The 14,089-nt window shown below is 74.4% G+C and carries 12 protein-coding genes and 1 pseudogene; 5 read left to right on the top strand and 8 right to left on the bottom strand.

Translation table 11 applies throughout. The annotated features are described in order from the left end of the window. Positions 1–14: 14 nt before the first annotated feature. From BBH68_RS30375 to BBH68_RS30360, 4 genes and pseudogenes are all read right to left on the bottom strand, one after another. Positions 15–1,985: an APC family permease gene (locus BBH68_RS30375; RefSeq protein ID WP_065966943.1), complete on the bottom strand. Its 1,971-nt coding sequence runs from the start codon at positions 1,983–1,985 to the stop codon at positions 15–17. 112 nt (positions 1,986–2,097) lie between these two features. Next, positions 2,098–2,487, bottom strand: coding sequence for a VOC family protein (locus BBH68_RS30370; RefSeq protein WP_065966942.1), 390 nt, complete (start codon positions 2,485–2,487; stop codon positions 2,098–2,100). 108 nt (positions 2,488–2,595) lie between these two features. Then, a complete protein-coding gene (locus BBH68_RS30365; RefSeq protein WP_104531439.1) occupies positions 2,596–3,576 on the bottom strand; it encodes a hydroxyacid dehydrogenase in 981 nt (326 codons plus the stop codon). Between the two features lie 35 nt (positions 3,577–3,611). Further along, positions 3,612–3,830 (bottom strand): annotated as a pseudogene (locus BBH68_RS30360) (carbohydrate ABC transporter permease); the annotation flags it as partial. A gap of 174 nt (positions 3,831–4,004) precedes the next feature. Between BBH68_RS30360 and BBH68_RS30355 the strand changes: the two are divergent. Beyond that, positions 4,005–4,487: a hypothetical protein gene (locus tag BBH68_RS30355; RefSeq protein WP_065966939.1), complete on the top strand. Its 483-nt coding sequence runs from the start codon at positions 4,005–4,007 to the stop codon at positions 4,485–4,487. 52 nt (positions 4,488–4,539) lie between these two features. On the opposite strand, the gene BBH68_RS30350 is transcribed toward BBH68_RS30355, so the two are convergent. The 4 genes from BBH68_RS30350 to BBH68_RS30335 all read right to left on the bottom strand — a co-directional run bounded on the left by BBH68_RS30350 (position 4,540) and on the right by BBH68_RS30335 (position 9,680). After that, on the bottom strand, positions 4,540–6,561 hold the full coding sequence (locus BBH68_RS30350; protein ID WP_065966938.1) for an NAD(P)-binding protein: 2,022 nt from the start codon (positions 6,559–6,561) through the stop codon (positions 4,540–4,542). A 13-nt stretch (positions 6,562–6,574) separates the two neighbouring features. Continuing rightward, positions 6,575–6,931: a darcynin family protein gene (locus BBH68_RS30345; RefSeq protein ID WP_065966937.1), complete on the bottom strand. Its 357-nt coding sequence runs from the start codon at positions 6,929–6,931 to the stop codon at positions 6,575–6,577. A 69-nt stretch (positions 6,932–7,000) separates the two neighbouring features. Continuing rightward, positions 7,001–8,389 carry an MFS transporter gene (locus BBH68_RS30340; RefSeq protein ID WP_065966936.1) on the bottom strand — a complete coding sequence of 463 codons (1,389 nt, stop codon included), beginning with the start codon at positions 8,387–8,389 and terminating at the stop codon, positions 7,001–7,003. A 151-nt stretch (positions 8,390–8,540) separates the two neighbouring features. Beyond that, positions 8,541–9,680, bottom strand: a complete 1,140-nt coding sequence (locus BBH68_RS30335; protein ID WP_065966935.1) for an XdhC family protein — start codon at positions 9,678–9,680, stop codon at positions 8,541–8,543. Between the two features lie 61 nt (positions 9,681–9,741). On the opposite strand from BBH68_RS30335, the gene BBH68_RS30330 reads away from it, so the two are divergent. The 4 genes from BBH68_RS30330 to BBH68_RS30315 are packed head-to-tail and all read left to right on the top strand — an operon-like array spanning position 9,742 to position 14,081. Continuing rightward, on the top strand, positions 9,742–10,296 hold the full coding sequence (locus tag BBH68_RS30330) for a (2Fe-2S)-binding protein (protein ID WP_065966934.1): 555 nt from the start codon (positions 9,742–9,744) through the stop codon (positions 10,294–10,296). After that, a complete protein-coding gene (locus BBH68_RS30325; protein ID WP_065966933.1) occupies positions 10,293–11,294 on the top strand; it encodes an FAD binding domain-containing protein in 1,002 nt (333 codons plus the stop codon). Before BBH68_RS30330 ends, BBH68_RS30325 begins: the two co-directional genes overlap by 4 nt. Then, complete coding sequence (locus tag BBH68_RS30320) at positions 11,291–13,438, top strand: xanthine dehydrogenase family protein molybdopterin-binding subunit (RefSeq protein WP_065966932.1); 2,148 nt, start codon at positions 11,291–11,293, stop codon at positions 13,436–13,438. Before BBH68_RS30325 ends, BBH68_RS30320 begins: the two co-directional genes overlap by 4 nt. Before the next feature lie 10 nt (positions 13,439–13,448). After that, positions 13,449–14,081, top strand: coding sequence for a TetR/AcrR family transcriptional regulator (locus tag BBH68_RS30315; RefSeq protein ID WP_065966931.1), 633 nt, complete (start codon positions 13,449–13,451; stop codon positions 14,079–14,081). The last annotated feature ends 8 nt before the right edge of the window (positions 14,082–14,089 follow it).

The raw sequence follows: 14,089 nt of genomic DNA, 5'->3' as shown, positions 1-14,089 counted from the left end.
CGCGAAGGGGTGGTTCAGCCGACGTGCACATGCGGGCGCCGGGCCCGGTCCGGCTCGGCCTCGCGCAGCACCTCGCGGGTGACCGGGGCGACCTCCCCCGCGCCGAAGAGGAAGAACCGCAGGAAGTGGGCGATCGGGTTGCCCTCGGTCCACTCGAAGTAGATGTGCGGCCGCTGTCCGGTCAGGTCCCGTACGTGCAGCAGCATCGCGGCGAGCGCGTTGGGGACCGAGGAGCTGACCAGGGTCAGCACCCGGTAGCGGCCGTGCATCACCTCCCCGCACACCCGCAGCTCCGTCTCGAACTCGGACGGGTCGGAGACGGTCACCTCGACGAAGATGAGGTCCTCCTCGAGCGGGAGGTCGTTGTCGGCCCGGATCTGGTGGAGCTTGTCGCGGTACTCGGCCAGGTCCCGGTTGTCCGGCTCGTTGGCGATGAAGCGGATGGTGCGGTGGGCCATGTCGCGGACGAAGCGCTCGGCCAGGGGGTCGAGTTCCACATGGCTGACCCGCAGTTCGAAGGCGCGGGCCGCCCGGGACATCAGCGACAGACCGACGATGCCGGCGATGAAGCAGGCGCCGATCTTCACCCCGTCCGGGCGCTCCACTACATTGGCGCCCGTGGTGTAGACGAAGACCGCCGCCATGACGGCGAAGGCGACCGCCCAGTGGCGCTGCCCGGCCTTGTGCGCGGCGATCGTCACGGCGATCGCGGCGGATGAGATGAGCACCAGCACCCCGGTGGCGTAGGCCCCGCCCTGGGCGTCCACATTGGCGCGGAAGATCCAGGTCACCAGGAAGGCGACGAGGGTGAAGACCAGCACCGTCGGCCGCACCGCCCGCGCCCAGTGCGGCGCCATGCCGTAGCGCGGCAGATAGCGGGGCATGAGGTTGAGCAGTCCGGCCATGGCCGAGGCGCCGGCGAACCAGAGGATGACGATGGTGGAGATGTCGTAGACGGTGCCGAAGCCGTTGCCCAGGTACTCGTGGGCCAGATAGGCGAGGGCGCGGCCCGAGGCCCGGCCGCCCGGCTCGAACTCGTGGTGCGGGATCAGCAGGGTGGTGACGAAGCTGCTGGTGATGAGGAAGACGCACATGATCAGCGCGGCCGTGGTCAGCAGCTTCCTGGCCCCTCGGATCCGTCCGACGGGGCGCTCCTCGGTGTCGCCTGGGTCGCCCTCGATGTGGGGCATGACGGCCACTCCGGTCTCGAAGCCGGACAGGCCGAGCGCCAGCTTGGGGAAGACGATCAGCGCCAGGCCGATCATCACCAGCGGGTTGCCGTGCTCGGCGGTCAGGGCCCGGGTCCAGTCCGAGACCACCGTCGGGTGGGTGAGCACATGTTCCAGGGCCACCACCACGACGACGAGGTTCAGCGTCAGATAGACGCCGACCAGGGCCACCGCCAGCCCGATGGCCTCGGTGAAGCCCTTGAGGAAGACGGCGCCGAGCAGGGCGATCAGCACGAGGGTGACGGGGACCTCGTGGCCGCGCAGGGCGCCGTCGACGTTCGGGTTCTCCACCAGGTGGGCGGTGGCGTCGGCGGCCGACAGGGTGATGGTGATCAGGAAGTCGGTCGCCGCGAAGCCCAGCAGGGCCAGCACGAACAGCTTGCCCTGCCAGAACGACAGCAGCCGCTCCAGCATCGCGATCGAGCCCATGCCGTGCGGGCTCTCCGCGGCCACCCGCCGGTACACCGGAAGCGCGCAGGTGACGGTGACCAGCACGAGCACCAGCGTGGCGATCGGGGAGAGCACGCCGGCCGCCAGGGCGGCGATGCCCGGCTGGTAGCCCAGGGTGGAGAAGTAGTCCACGCCGGTCAGGCACATGACCTTCCACCAGGGCCGGCCCGGGTGCTCGGGCGGCAACTGGGCGTGCGGGCCCGGCTGCTGCTTGGCCATGTCGGCCAGGCCCTCCAGCATCCAGGCGCGCAGGCGCCGCCGCATCCGTCCCCCGGCGTCGGTGCCCGCACGGGCGGAGCTGGCCATCACGTACTCCCGTCGAACCGCTGGATCGAACCGGCCGCTTCGGCAGACGGCCAGGTCAGCGTACGCAACGGTCGCGTCGGAGCCGGTGATGGCACACCGCCGCCCGGCCGCCTCAGTGGGCGGTGGGGGCGTTCCAGTCGACCAGCTGGACGATCACTCCATTGGGGTCGCGCACCTGGAAGGCGCGCTCGCCCCACTCCTCGTCGGTCAGCGGCATGGTGATCGTCACGCCCTCGGAGCGCAGGCGGGCCAGCTCGCCTTCGAGGTCGTCGACGACGAAGGCCAGGATCAGGCCGGCGGCGTGCTCGTCGCGCTGGTCCGCCGGGAGGGACTCCAGCCCCCGCCGCAGGAAGATGACGTTCAGGCCGGCGTCGTCGCGGGTCAGGGACGCGAAGCCGTCCGCCGCCATCTCCTCGCGAAACCCGAAGTGCTCGATGAGAAAAGCGCTGGAGGCGGGGACGTCGTCGACGTTGAGTGACACCGCACTGGACGTGATCTTCACAGGGGACTCCTATCTCTGTACGCAGTACATTATACATAGTATGGAGAAGGGTGCGGAGAGGGCCCGGAGACTCCCCCGTCACCGTCGCCCGGCGTGACGCGCCGGGTGTCAGGCCGAGCGGTCGAGGATCTCCGGGCGTACGGGGTGGGCGAACGGCCGCCCGTGGACGTAGCGGTCGACCTCGCCGATCGCGAGGTCCGCCAGGCGCCGCAGCTCGCCGCCCTTGGACCCGGCGATGTGCGGGGTGAGCAGCACGTGGTCGCAGTCGTACAGCGGGGAGCCGGCGGGCAGCAGGTCCGGCTCGGTGACGTCCAGCACCGCGTACAACCGCCCGGCCAGCACCTCGTCGGTCAGCGCGCGCTGGTCCACGAGCGCGCCGCGGGCGGTGTTGACGAGGGTGCCGCCGGTGCGCAGGGCCGCCAGCAGCTCGCGGCTGACCAGGCCGCGGGTCTCGGGCAGCAGCGGGGTGTGCACGCTGACCACGTCGCTGGTGGCGAACAGCTCGTCCAGCGGCACCTGGCGGGCGCCCAGCGCGCGGGCCCCGTCGGCCGTGAGGTACGGGTCGTACAGCAGGATGTCGAGGTCGTGCGGGCGCAGCAGGGCCATGACGCGCCGGCCGATGGCGGAGGCGCTGAGGATGCCCACCGTGCGGCGGTAGTTGCCCGCGTCGGGGTACCGCTCGTTCCAGTCGACGCGGCGGCGCTCGGCGCGGTAGTCGCGGGCGATGTCCAGGGCGCGCTTGTTGGCGAGGAGGATCATGGCGAGGGTGTACTCGGCTACGGGCACGGCGTTGGCCGCGGCGGCCGAGGAGACCGCGATGCCGCGCTCCCAGCAGGCCGCGGTGATGTGGTGGCGTACCGTCCCGGCGGTGTGCACGACGGCGCGCAGCCGGGGGGCGGCGTCCAGCGCCGCGCGGTCGACGGGCGGGCAGCCCCACCCGGTGATCAGCAGTTCGGCGGTGGCGAGCGCGTGGTGGGCGGCCGGGGTGGTGAGGTCGTCGAGGACCAGTCCCCCGTCGAGGTCGGTGAGCCGGGCCAGCCGGGCCAGCGCCCGGTCGTCGAGCACCTGCCGGGCGGTCCGGGGCGCCATCGCGAGGACGGCGCGCGGGCGGGGGCGGGGTTCGGTCACGTGACGCTCCCTGCGGTGGGGCCGGACTTCCAGCAGCGCTGGAGCAGGACGAAGGCCGCGACCAGCGAGCCGACGACGACCAGCGGGTAGTACTCGGGGGAGACGGTGGCGGCGCTGTTCCAGGTGTAGAGGCCGAGGCTGAGCGGATACAGGTGCTGGTCCGAGAGCATCACCATGGGGCGGAAGAAATTGTTCCAGATGGCGGTGGGCTGGAAGAAGGGGCGGTCGGGCGGCGCGGGCCCGCGATCGCGGGAACGGCCGTGGAAACGGCCGGGGCGAAGTCAACGGGGTGTTGAACGGGACGGGGTCGGCGCACGTACCCCCCTTCGCGCGCCGGTGCGCGGCGTGCGCCGCCGATCCGACCATGCCCGACACCCGGAGGCCCGATCATGAACGAGCCGGTCATCCCTCCCGTCCAAGCCCTCCCGGGCGGAGAGGCCGAACTCCGCCTCGTGCTCCATCTGTCCTGGGAGGACATCGCCAGGCTGGGCCAGGACGCCGGCCGCCTGGCCTCCCAGCTGCAGCGCCCGGTGAGCCTCGACGAGGCCGTCAGCCACCGGCTGCGGGCCCGGCCGCCGGCCGCGCACGCCAAGCCCGCCGCGGACCGCGGCCAGCCGCTCGCCGCCTCCGCCCCTTCCCCGGCCGCCCCTCTGGCCGCCCGCTCCCCCGGCGAGCAGGCCCGGCAGGCCATCGAGAAGATCAACGGCTCGGCCCAGCCCTACCAGGCCGGCGCCGAGACCACCGGCGCCCCACCCCCGGGCCCCGCCCCCGAAGCGCTCCCCACCGACGCCCGGGGCATCCTCGAGCGCCCCACCCGCCCGCCGTCCTCCGTCAACGGCACCGGCGAGCACGGCCGGCTCGCAGGAGCCTGACGGGGCCCTCCGCCGGACCGGGCGGGCCCGTCCTGACGCCGGTGCCCGGCGCTCACCCCGGGCCCGGGGAGGCGGGGCGCGGGGCGGGCTCCGCACGGCCGGACACCGGCCCGCGCCCCAGGAGTTCCCCGAGGCCCTGCCGGGTCGCGGCCAGCACCACGCGGTCCTGGGGCCGCAGCACGTACTCCGGCGGCAGGTCCCACACCAGCCCCCGCTGCCGGCCGCTGCCGTCGTCCGGGGGTGCCACGGCCAGATCGCGGAAGCGGCCGTCGGCGTCCGCCGTGTCCAGGGCGACCACCCGCCAGGCGCCCGGCCGGAACGCCTCGGCCACCGTACGGCCCTCCAGCTGCGGATGGCCCGCCACCGGCACCGCCGCGAAGAGCAGCACCCGCCGCTCCACCGGTACGGCACCGAGGATCTGACGCCCCATCATGGCACCCGCGAAGGCCGGGGCCGCCAGGGTGGACACGCTGCGGCTGCGCGTCAGCGCCTGGGGGTGCGCCGCCCGCAGGGTGCGGTAGACGGCGGTGGCGAAGCGGTCGTCGTACAGCCGCATGGCCACCCGCAGGCCGGGATCCAGCGACCGGGCGTACAGCGCCGCCTCCAGGTTGGTGGTGTCGGAGCTGGTGACGGCGAGCAGCGCGTGCGCCCGGTCGATCTTGGCGGCCTCCAGCACCCCCTCCTCGGTGACGTCCCCGAGGACCGTGGGCACCCTCAGCCGGCGGGCCAGCGCGATGCCGCGCGCCTGCGGGTCCGCCTCCACGCACACCACGGGGATGTCCAGCTCCCGCAGCCGGGCCAGCACCCGGGTGCCGACCTTGCCGAGCCCGAGCAGGACGACATGGCCGGACAGCCCCCGGGGCGGCCGGCGCAGGGCGGACGCGGTCCGGAAGGTGCCGAGGCCCTCCAGCGTGGCGGCCACCAGGACGGGCAGCAGCATCAGGCCGACCAGTCCGGACAGCAGTTGCAGGATCTGCCGGGCCAGCGGCTGGCCCAGCGCGGGATCGCCGATCGCCAGGATGTCCAGGAGCGTCAGATACGCGGCCCGCAGCGGATGTTCCCCCGTGATCTGCCAGGACGCGATGGCGAGCGCCAGCAGCGCGGCGGCGAACCCCACCACGGTCCGCCGCAGCCGGCGGGAGAACAGCGAGCCGAGTGGCATCCCCCGGCCACCGAGCCGGCTGGGGGTCAGCGCCGGCGCGGTGTGGGCGACGGCCTCCAGCACCACCGTGCGGCGCCCGGTCGCGGCGGCCACGGCCCCGTCGTCGGGCAGCAGCCGCGGCCCCTCGGCCCCGCTGCTGTCCGAACCCTCCAGGCCCGCCGGGTCGTTGGTGGTCGAGGACAGCAGGGCCAGGGTGCACAGCCCCGGGTCGGCGATCCGGTCCCGGCCGGGCGGGGTGTGGATGGCGGCCCGCAGCAGCAGCCCGTCGGCCTGGATCACCTTGCTGGTGCCGGCCACGGCGGTGGCCGCCAGCGCGGGCGCGGCGGTGTCGGCGTCCGACAGGACGGTGGTCGAGGCGTCCGGCTCCGCCGCGCCCCGCTCCGGGTCGGCGACCGCCGCGGCCTGGTCCAGCAGTTCCCGCAGGTACTCGCCGAGCCTGCGGTTGTAGAGGCGGATCACCAGCCGCAGCCGGGGGTTGAGGCGGCGGGCGCGCAGGGCGGCGTGGATGTTGATCTCGTCGTCGTCGTAGACCAGGGCGAGGGCGGCGGCCCGATCCACCCCGGCCTCGGTGAGCACCTCGTCGTCGGGCTCGGCCGCCTCCAGGACGCGTATGCCCGTCTCGGCCGACGTGGTGGCGGGCGCCGGCGGGGCGAGCGTCGGCCGGCCGACGGCGGCCGTCATCCGCCCGAAGAGCGCGGCGGCCCGCGCCCGTCCGCGCCCCGCCCCCGGCGCGGCGGTCCCCGCCGACCGCGGCTCCCAGGCGGAGGGTGTGGCGGGGATGACGACGGTCACCCGCTCGCCGTAGACGTCCTTGAGCTCGGCGGCGAGGCGGTGGGCGAGCGCGTCGTCGCCGCACACGACCATGTGCGGGCCCGCCGGCTGCGCCGGGGGCTGCTGGGGCAGGGTGGGCATCCTGGCCGGGGTCTCAGTCGCGCTGCCCGGTGCGGCGCTCGTAGTCGGCGAAGCCGTCCTCGACCGTGGGCAGCACCATGTCCACGCGGAAGTAGGGCACGCTCCACAGGGGGCTGTCGCGAAGACCCTCGAAGAGGTCGGACCAGGCCGTCGGATCGTCGGTCGTCGCCATCAGGACGTCGGACGGAGCGGCCGCCCACGCCTCGGCGTCGAACCAGCGGACCTGGACGGCGGAGTGCCGCTCGAGCAGCGGCTCCACATGCTCGGCGATGATCTGCTGACGCTCGGGCCGTCCCAGGGCGAGCCACGCCGGCAGGGCCGTCAGGTGGACGAATATGGTGAACCGCGGCTGTGGCTGGATCTCGCTCATGGGTGTCATTGTGGATCAGAACCGGTCGTCCAGTCGCCCCTTCGGTCAAAGCGCCGCGGCCGTGCGGCGTCAGCCGGTGTAGCGGCGGAAGTCGGGGACGGCGGCGGTCAGGGCGAGCATCGTGGCGGCGACCAGCAGGCCGCCCGCCGTGACCGCCGCGCGGGGGCCCAACAGGGAGCCGGCCGTGCCGTGCAGCAGGTCGGCCAGGCGCGGGCCGCCGGCGACCACGACCGTGAAGATTCCCTGCATCCGGCCGCGCATGTCGTCCGTGGCGGCCGCCTGGAGGATGGCGCTGCGGAAGACCATGGAGACCATGTCGGCGACGCCCGCCACGGCCAGGAAGGCGGCCGCCCACCACAGTCCGGCGCTCAGCCCGAAGCCCGTGATGGCCAGCCCCCAGACGACCACGGCGGCGGTGACCATCAGCCCGTGGTGGCGGGCCCGGGAGAAGGTGCCCGACAGCAGCCCGCCGGCCACCGCGCCGATGGGTATCGCCGCGAACAGCAGCCCCAGCGCGAAGCCTTCGCCCCAGGGCGCGTAGGTGCTCGACGCGAGCTGCGGGAACAGCGCGCGGGGCATGCCGAAGACCATCGCGACGATGTCCGCGAGGAAGGACAGCAGCAGCACCCGGTGGGCCACGATGTAGCGGAACCCGTCCGCCACCTCCCGCGCCCCGGCCCGTCGCCGGCCGCTCTCCTTGACGGCGCCGCCGCCGTCCAGCGGGGGCAGCGCGGGCAGCCGCCATACGGCCCACAGGGTGACGCACAGCGCGAGGGCGTCGACCAGGTACAGCGTGGACAGGCCGATCAGAGGGATCAGCGCCCCCGCCAGCAGCGGCCCGAGGACCATCCCGGTCTGCGCGACGGTGGACTGCAGGGCCGTCGCGGCGGGCAGTTCCCCGGCGGGGACGAGCCGGGCTATGGAGGCGCTGCGGGCGGGGAAGTTGATGCCGAACAGGCCCTGCTGGACGGCGAGCAGCACCATGAGCAGCGCCACCGAGTGGACCCCCGCGAAGGACTGCGCCCAGAACAGCACCGAGGTGAGGGCGATGCCCACGCCGGTGAACAGCATCAGGGTGCGCCGGTCCACCCGGTCGGCGACCGCGCCGCCCCACAGCGCGAAGACCACGAGCGGCAGCAGGCCGGCGAAGCTCGCGTAGCCGACCCAGGCGGAGGACTGGGTGAGGTCGTAGATCTGCTTGGGCACGGCCACGGCGGTGAGCTGGCTGCCGATCGTCGTGACGGAGGTGGAGGCCCACAGGCGGCGGAACGGCCGGTGCCGCAGGGGTCGTACGTCCATCACCCACCGCCGCCACCCGCTCCCGGCCTGCCCGTCCTTCCCGGCGGCCTCCCCGGCCTTCTCGGCCGGACCGGCGGGCTGGTCGGGTCCGGCGGGACCGGCCGGTCCGGCGGGCCCCGCCGGGGCGGCTTGCTCCTCGGTGTTACTCGCGCTCTCCACGGCTGATTCGATTCCTCCTACACCCATCTACGGAAACGGCATCATTGTGGACCCCGTCCCGCCCGCGCCGCGCGGCCGTCTCAAGCACCGGCCGTCTCGGGCACCGGCCGTCTCGGGCTCCGGCCGCCGCCGGGTGTGCGCCCCGTCGGGGTCAGCCGCTGTGGATCCTCCCGGTGCGGGAGGTCAGCCGGGTGCCGCTGCCGCCCCAGCGGTCGGCGACGATCTCGGCGGCGATGCTGACCGCGGTCTCCTCGGGGGTGCGGGCGCCGAGGTCGAGGCCGATGGGCGAGGAGAGGCGGGCGAGCAGGTCCTCGCCCAGGCCCCGTTCGCGCAGGCGGCGCAGCCGGTCGTCGTGGGTGCGGCGCGAGCCCATGGCGCCGACGTAGCCGAGCGGGAGGCGCAGCGCGACCTCGAGCAGCGGCACGTCGAACTTGGGGTCGTGGGTGAGGACGCACACCGCGGTCCGCTCGTCCAGCCGGCCCGCCTCCGCCTCGGCCCGCAGATAGCGGTGCGGCCAGTCGGTCACGACCTCGTGGGCTTCGGGGAAGCGGCGCCGGGTGGCGAAGACGGGGCGGGCGTCGCAGACGGTGACCCGGTAGCCGAGGAAGCCGCCGAGGCGGGCCAGCGCGGCGGCGAAGTCGACGGCGCCGAAGACCAGCAGCCGGGGCGGCGCGGCGTGGGCGGACACGAACAGGGTGAGCTCCGAGCCGAGGGGCCGGCCGTCGTAGCCGTGGCGCAGGGTGCCGGTGCGCCCGCCGGCCAGCATGCCGCGGGCGGCCTCGGCGGCGGCCTCGTCCAGCCGCTCGGAGCCGAGGGACCCGGTGGTGCCCTCGGGCCGGACCACCAGGCGGCGGCCCAGCCTGCCCTCGGGGTCGGGGCCCTCGACGGCCACGCAGGTCACCTCGGCCACGGGCGCCCCGGCCCGGACGGCCGCGGCCACCTCGCCGAACTCGGGGAAGGTGGCGGGGTCGATCCGCTCCACGTAGACGTGGATGGTCCCGCCGCAGGTCAGTCCGACCGCGAAGGCGTCGTCGTCGCTGACCCCGTAGCGCTGGAGCACCGGCGTCCCGGCGGCGACGACCTCCTGGGCCAGCTCGTAGACGGCGCCCTCGACGCAGCCGCCGGAGACGCTGCCGACGGCGGAGCCGTCCGGCCCGACCAGCATGCCGGCGCCCGGCGGGAGGGGTGAGGAGTGCCAGGTGTCCACGACCGTGGCGCGGGCGAAGGGCTCGCCCTCCCGCCACCATCGGTACGCCTCCTCGACCACCCGGGGCAACTCTCCCTGAGGCATCTCTCCTTGAGGCATCTCTGAAATTCCCTCAACTGATGTAAGAGATTGATACATTGGATGTATGAGCCTCTCACATTCGTCTCCGAGTAGCGACATCACTTTGCGCATCAACGGCACCGACCACGCGCTGACCGTGGACAACCGGACCACCCTGCTCGATGTGTTGCGCGAGCGGCTGGGGCTGACCGGCACCAAGAAGGGGTGTGACCACGGCCAGTGCGGGGCCTGCACGGTCCTGATGGACGGGGAGCGGGTGAACAGCTGTCTGATGTTCGCGGTGGCGGCCGAGGGGCGGGAGATCGTCTCGATCGAGGGGGTGGCCGGCCTGGCCGGGGGCGGTGCGCTGCACCCGGTGCAGCAGGCATTCCTCGACCACGACGGACTGCAGTGCGGCTACTGCACACCGGGCCAGATCTGTTCCGCCATCGGGGCGCTCGGCGAGGCCCGGCGCGGCTGGCCCAGCCAGGTGACCGAGGACACCGCCGCGGGCGTCGGCGCGCTGGACCGCGAGGAGGTCCGCGAGCGGATGAGCGGCAATCTGTGCCGGTGCGGCGCCTACGGCGGCATCGTCGAGGCGGTCCTGGAGGCGGCGGCCGCGGACGGGGGCGCGCGATGAGGGAGTTCGCGTACGTACGGGCCACCGACGCCGCGGAGGCGGCCGCGCTGGTGGCGGACCGGCCCGACGCGGTGTACCTGGGCGGCGGCACCAATCTGGTGGACCTGATGAAGCTCGGCGTGGCGGGGCCCGGCCTGGTGGTGGACGTCTCGCGGCTCGGCCAGGGCCGTATCGAGCACCGCGCCGACGGCTCGGCGCTGATCGGCGCCGCCGTGCGCAACGGCGAGCTGGCCGGGGACACGGGCGTCCGGCAGCGCTTCCCGGCGCTTGCGCAGGCGCTGGTGGCGGGCGCGTCGGGGCAACTGCGCACGGTGGCCACCGTGGCGGGCAATCTGCTGCAGCGCACCCGCTGCGGCTACTTCCAGGACGTGACCAAGCCGTGCAACAAGCGTGAGCCCGGCTCGGGCTGTCCCGCGATCGAGGGCGCCCACCGCGAGCTGGCGATCCTCGGCACCTCCGACCGGTGTGTGGCGAACCACCCGTCCGACATGGCGGTGGCGCTGGTCGCGCTGGACGCGGTGGCCCAGGTGCGGTCGGCGGACGGCACCACACGCGCCGTCCCGGTGGAGGAGCTGTACGTCCTGCCCGGCGACGCGCCGCAGCGGGAGACCGTGCTGGCCCACGGCGATCTGATCACCGAGGTGGAGCTGCCGGCGCCGCCGCCCGGCGCGGCGATGGCCTACCGCAAGGTGCGCGACCGCCGCAGCTACGCCTTCGCGCTGGTCAGTGTCGGCGCGGTGGTGAGCGTGGACGGGGACGGCCGGCTGACGGACGTCCGGATAGCGCTGGGCGGCGTGGCGCCGCGCCCGTGGCGGGCCAGGACGGCCGAGTCCCTGCTGCGCGGGCGGCGTCCGGACGAGGAGACGCTGCGGGAGGCGGCGCGGGCCGAGCTGGCGGCGGCCCGTCCGCTGCCGGACAACGCGTTCAAGGTCGACCTGGCCATTGATCTGATCGTCGCCGCCATCCGCGACCTCGTCGCGAGGAAGGACCGCGCATGACCACCGTCGAGCAGTCCATCGGCGCCCCGCTGACCCGGGTCGACGGCCCCCAGAAGGTCACCGGCGCGGCGCGTTACGCCTACGAGTTCCCGACCCCGGACATCACCTACGTCTGGCCGGTGCAGTCGACCATCGCCCGCGGCCGGGTGACGGAGGTGGACGCCACCGCGGCGCTCGCCCTGCCGGGCGTGCTGACGGTGCTCGAGCCCGGCACCGCCCCGCGGCTGAACACGGAGGCCGAGGGGGTGAGCGCCGACCTGTTCGTACTCCAGTCCCGCGAGGTGGCCTACCACGGCCAGATCGTGGCGGCGGTGGTGGCCACCTCCCTGGAATCCGCGCGCGAGGCCGCGGCGTCGGTGCGGGTGAGCTACGCGCCCGAGCCCCACGACGTGGTGCTGCGCGCGGACCACGAGGCGGCGTACGTCCCCGAGAAGGTGACCGACGGCAGCCCCGGGTTCGTGGAGCGCGGCGATGTGGAAGCGGCGCTGGCCGCCGCCGCGGTGCGCACCGACGCCACGTACACCACCCCGGTCGAGCACGTCAGCCCGATGGAGCCGCACGCCACCATCGCCTCCTGGGAGGAGGACCGGCTGACCCTGCACGACTCCAACCAGGGCCCCCACATGGCCGCGCAGCTGATGGCCGCGCTGTTCGGGCTCGACCCGGGGGCGGTGGAGGTGGTCGCCGAACACATCGGGGGCGGCTTCGGGTCGAAGGGCATTCCGCGCTCGCCGGCCGTCCTGGCGGCGCTGGCCGCCCGGGTGGTGGCGCGGCCGGTGAAGATCGCGCTGACCCGGCAGCAGATGTTCGCGCTGGTCCCCCACCGGGCGCCGACCATCCAGCGGATCCGGCTGGGGGCCGGACGGGACGGCCGGCTGACCGCGATCGACCACGAGTCGGTGCAACCGCGCTCGAGGATCGTGGAGTTCGCCGACCAGACGGTGTCCTCGACCCGGATGATGTACGCGGCGCCCGCCGTCCGCACCACGGTGAAGCTGGCGCCGCTTGATGTGATGACGCCCGCCTGGTTCCGCGCCCCCGGCCACACCCCGGGCATGTTCGCGCTGGAGTCGGCCGTGGACGAGCTGGCCTGCGAGCTGGGCATCGACCCCGTGGAGTTGCGGGTCCGCAACGAACCGGAGCTGGACCCGGGCACGGGCAAGCCGTTCAGCAGCCGCGGCCTGGTGGCGTGTCTGCGCGAGGGCGCCCGCCGCTTCGGCTGGGAGCGGCGCGATCCGGCGCCGGGGGTCCGCCGGGAGGGGCGGTGGCTGGTGGGCACCGGCGTCGCGGCCTCCCACCACCCCGACTACACCATGCCCTCGACGGCCGTGGCGCGCGCCGAGCCGGACGGGACGTTCGTGGTGCGGGTGGGCGCGGTGGACCTCGGCACGGGGGCGCGCACCGCGCTCACGCAGGTGGCGGCGGACGCGCTCGCCGTGCCCCGGGAGCGGGTGCGGCTGGAGATCGGCCGGGCCTCGCTCGGCATGGCGGCGTTCGCGGGCGGCTCGATGGGCACGTCCTCCTGGGGCTGGGCCGTCCACAAGGCGTGCCGGGCGCTGCTGGAGGAGGTGAGCGGGCACGCGGGCGTGGTCCCGGACGGGGGCCTGGAGGTGGTGGCCGACACCACCGAGGACCTCCGGGAGCGGGCGGAGCTCTCGCGCCACACCTTCGGCGCGCAGTTCGCCCAGGTGCGGGTGGACGGGGACACCGGCGAGATCCGGGTCGACCGGATGCTGGGGGTGTTCGCGGCCGGGCGGATCCTCAACCCCAGGACGGCCCGCTCGCAGTTCCTGGGGGCGATGACGATGGGGCTGTCGATGGCGCTGCTGGAGGTCGGCGAGGTGGACCCGGGGTTCGGCGACTTCGCCAACCACGACTTCGCGGGCTACCACATCGCGGCCAACGCCGACGTCCCGCGGATGGAGGCGCACTGGCTGGACGAGCGCGACAACCGGCTCAACCCGGTCGGCGGCAAGGGCATCGGCGAGCTGGGCATCGTGGGCACGGCGGCGGCGATCGCCAACGCCTTCCACCACGCGACGGGGGTGCGGGTGCGTGATCTGCCGATCCGTATCGAGCGCTCGCGCGCGGCGCTGCGGACCATGCGGGAGAAGGCCGGGGGCCGCGGGCCGGGCATCGGGTAAGGTCAGCCGGATGGCATGCAGCGGGGGCAGGGAGCGCGGCGCCTACCACCACGGCGACCTGGCCGCCGCGCTGGTCCGGGCGACGCTGGAGATCGTGGACGAGGTGGGGGTGCGCGGCTTCTCGGTGGCGGAGGCCGCGCGCCGCACCCGGGTGAGCCCCGGGGCGCCGTACCGCCACTTCGCCGACCGCGACGCGCTGCTGGCGGCGGCCGCCCTGGAGGTCTCGCGCCGGCTGCGGGCCATCCACCTGGAGGCCATGACCACGGCCTCCTCGCCGCATGAGCGCCTCGCCGCGGTCGCCGGCAGCTATGTGCGCGCCGCCGCCGTGCACCGGGGCGGCTTCGACCTGCTCTTCGCCCCCGGGCTGCGCACCCACCACCTGGAACTGCGCGACAGCACCCGGGAGTTCATCGATCTCCTGCTGCCGAGCGCGTTCGAGGTGGTGCCGCCGGAGCAGGGGGCCAAGGCCGCCGTCGGGCTGCTGGAGGCGCTCTCGGCGGTGGCGCGCGGCTATGTCGCCCTGCTGCTCGACGGGGTGTTCGGCGAGCCGGGGGCGGTGGCGGCGGAGGTCGCCGTCCGCGCCACACGGGCGGCCCGCGCCCTGGTGGACGGGTACGGACTCCCGGATACGACCCCTTCATGACAACGACA

Origin of the sequence: Streptomyces sparsogenes (assembly GCF_001704635.1) — a bacterium.
In the GTDB taxonomy this organism is placed as follows: domain Bacteria; phylum Actinomycetota; class Actinomycetes; order Streptomycetales; family Streptomycetaceae; genus Streptomyces; species Streptomyces sparsogenes.
The sequence above is the reverse complement of the archived record's forward strand: the minus strand, read 5'-3'. Positions and strand labels throughout refer to the sequence as shown.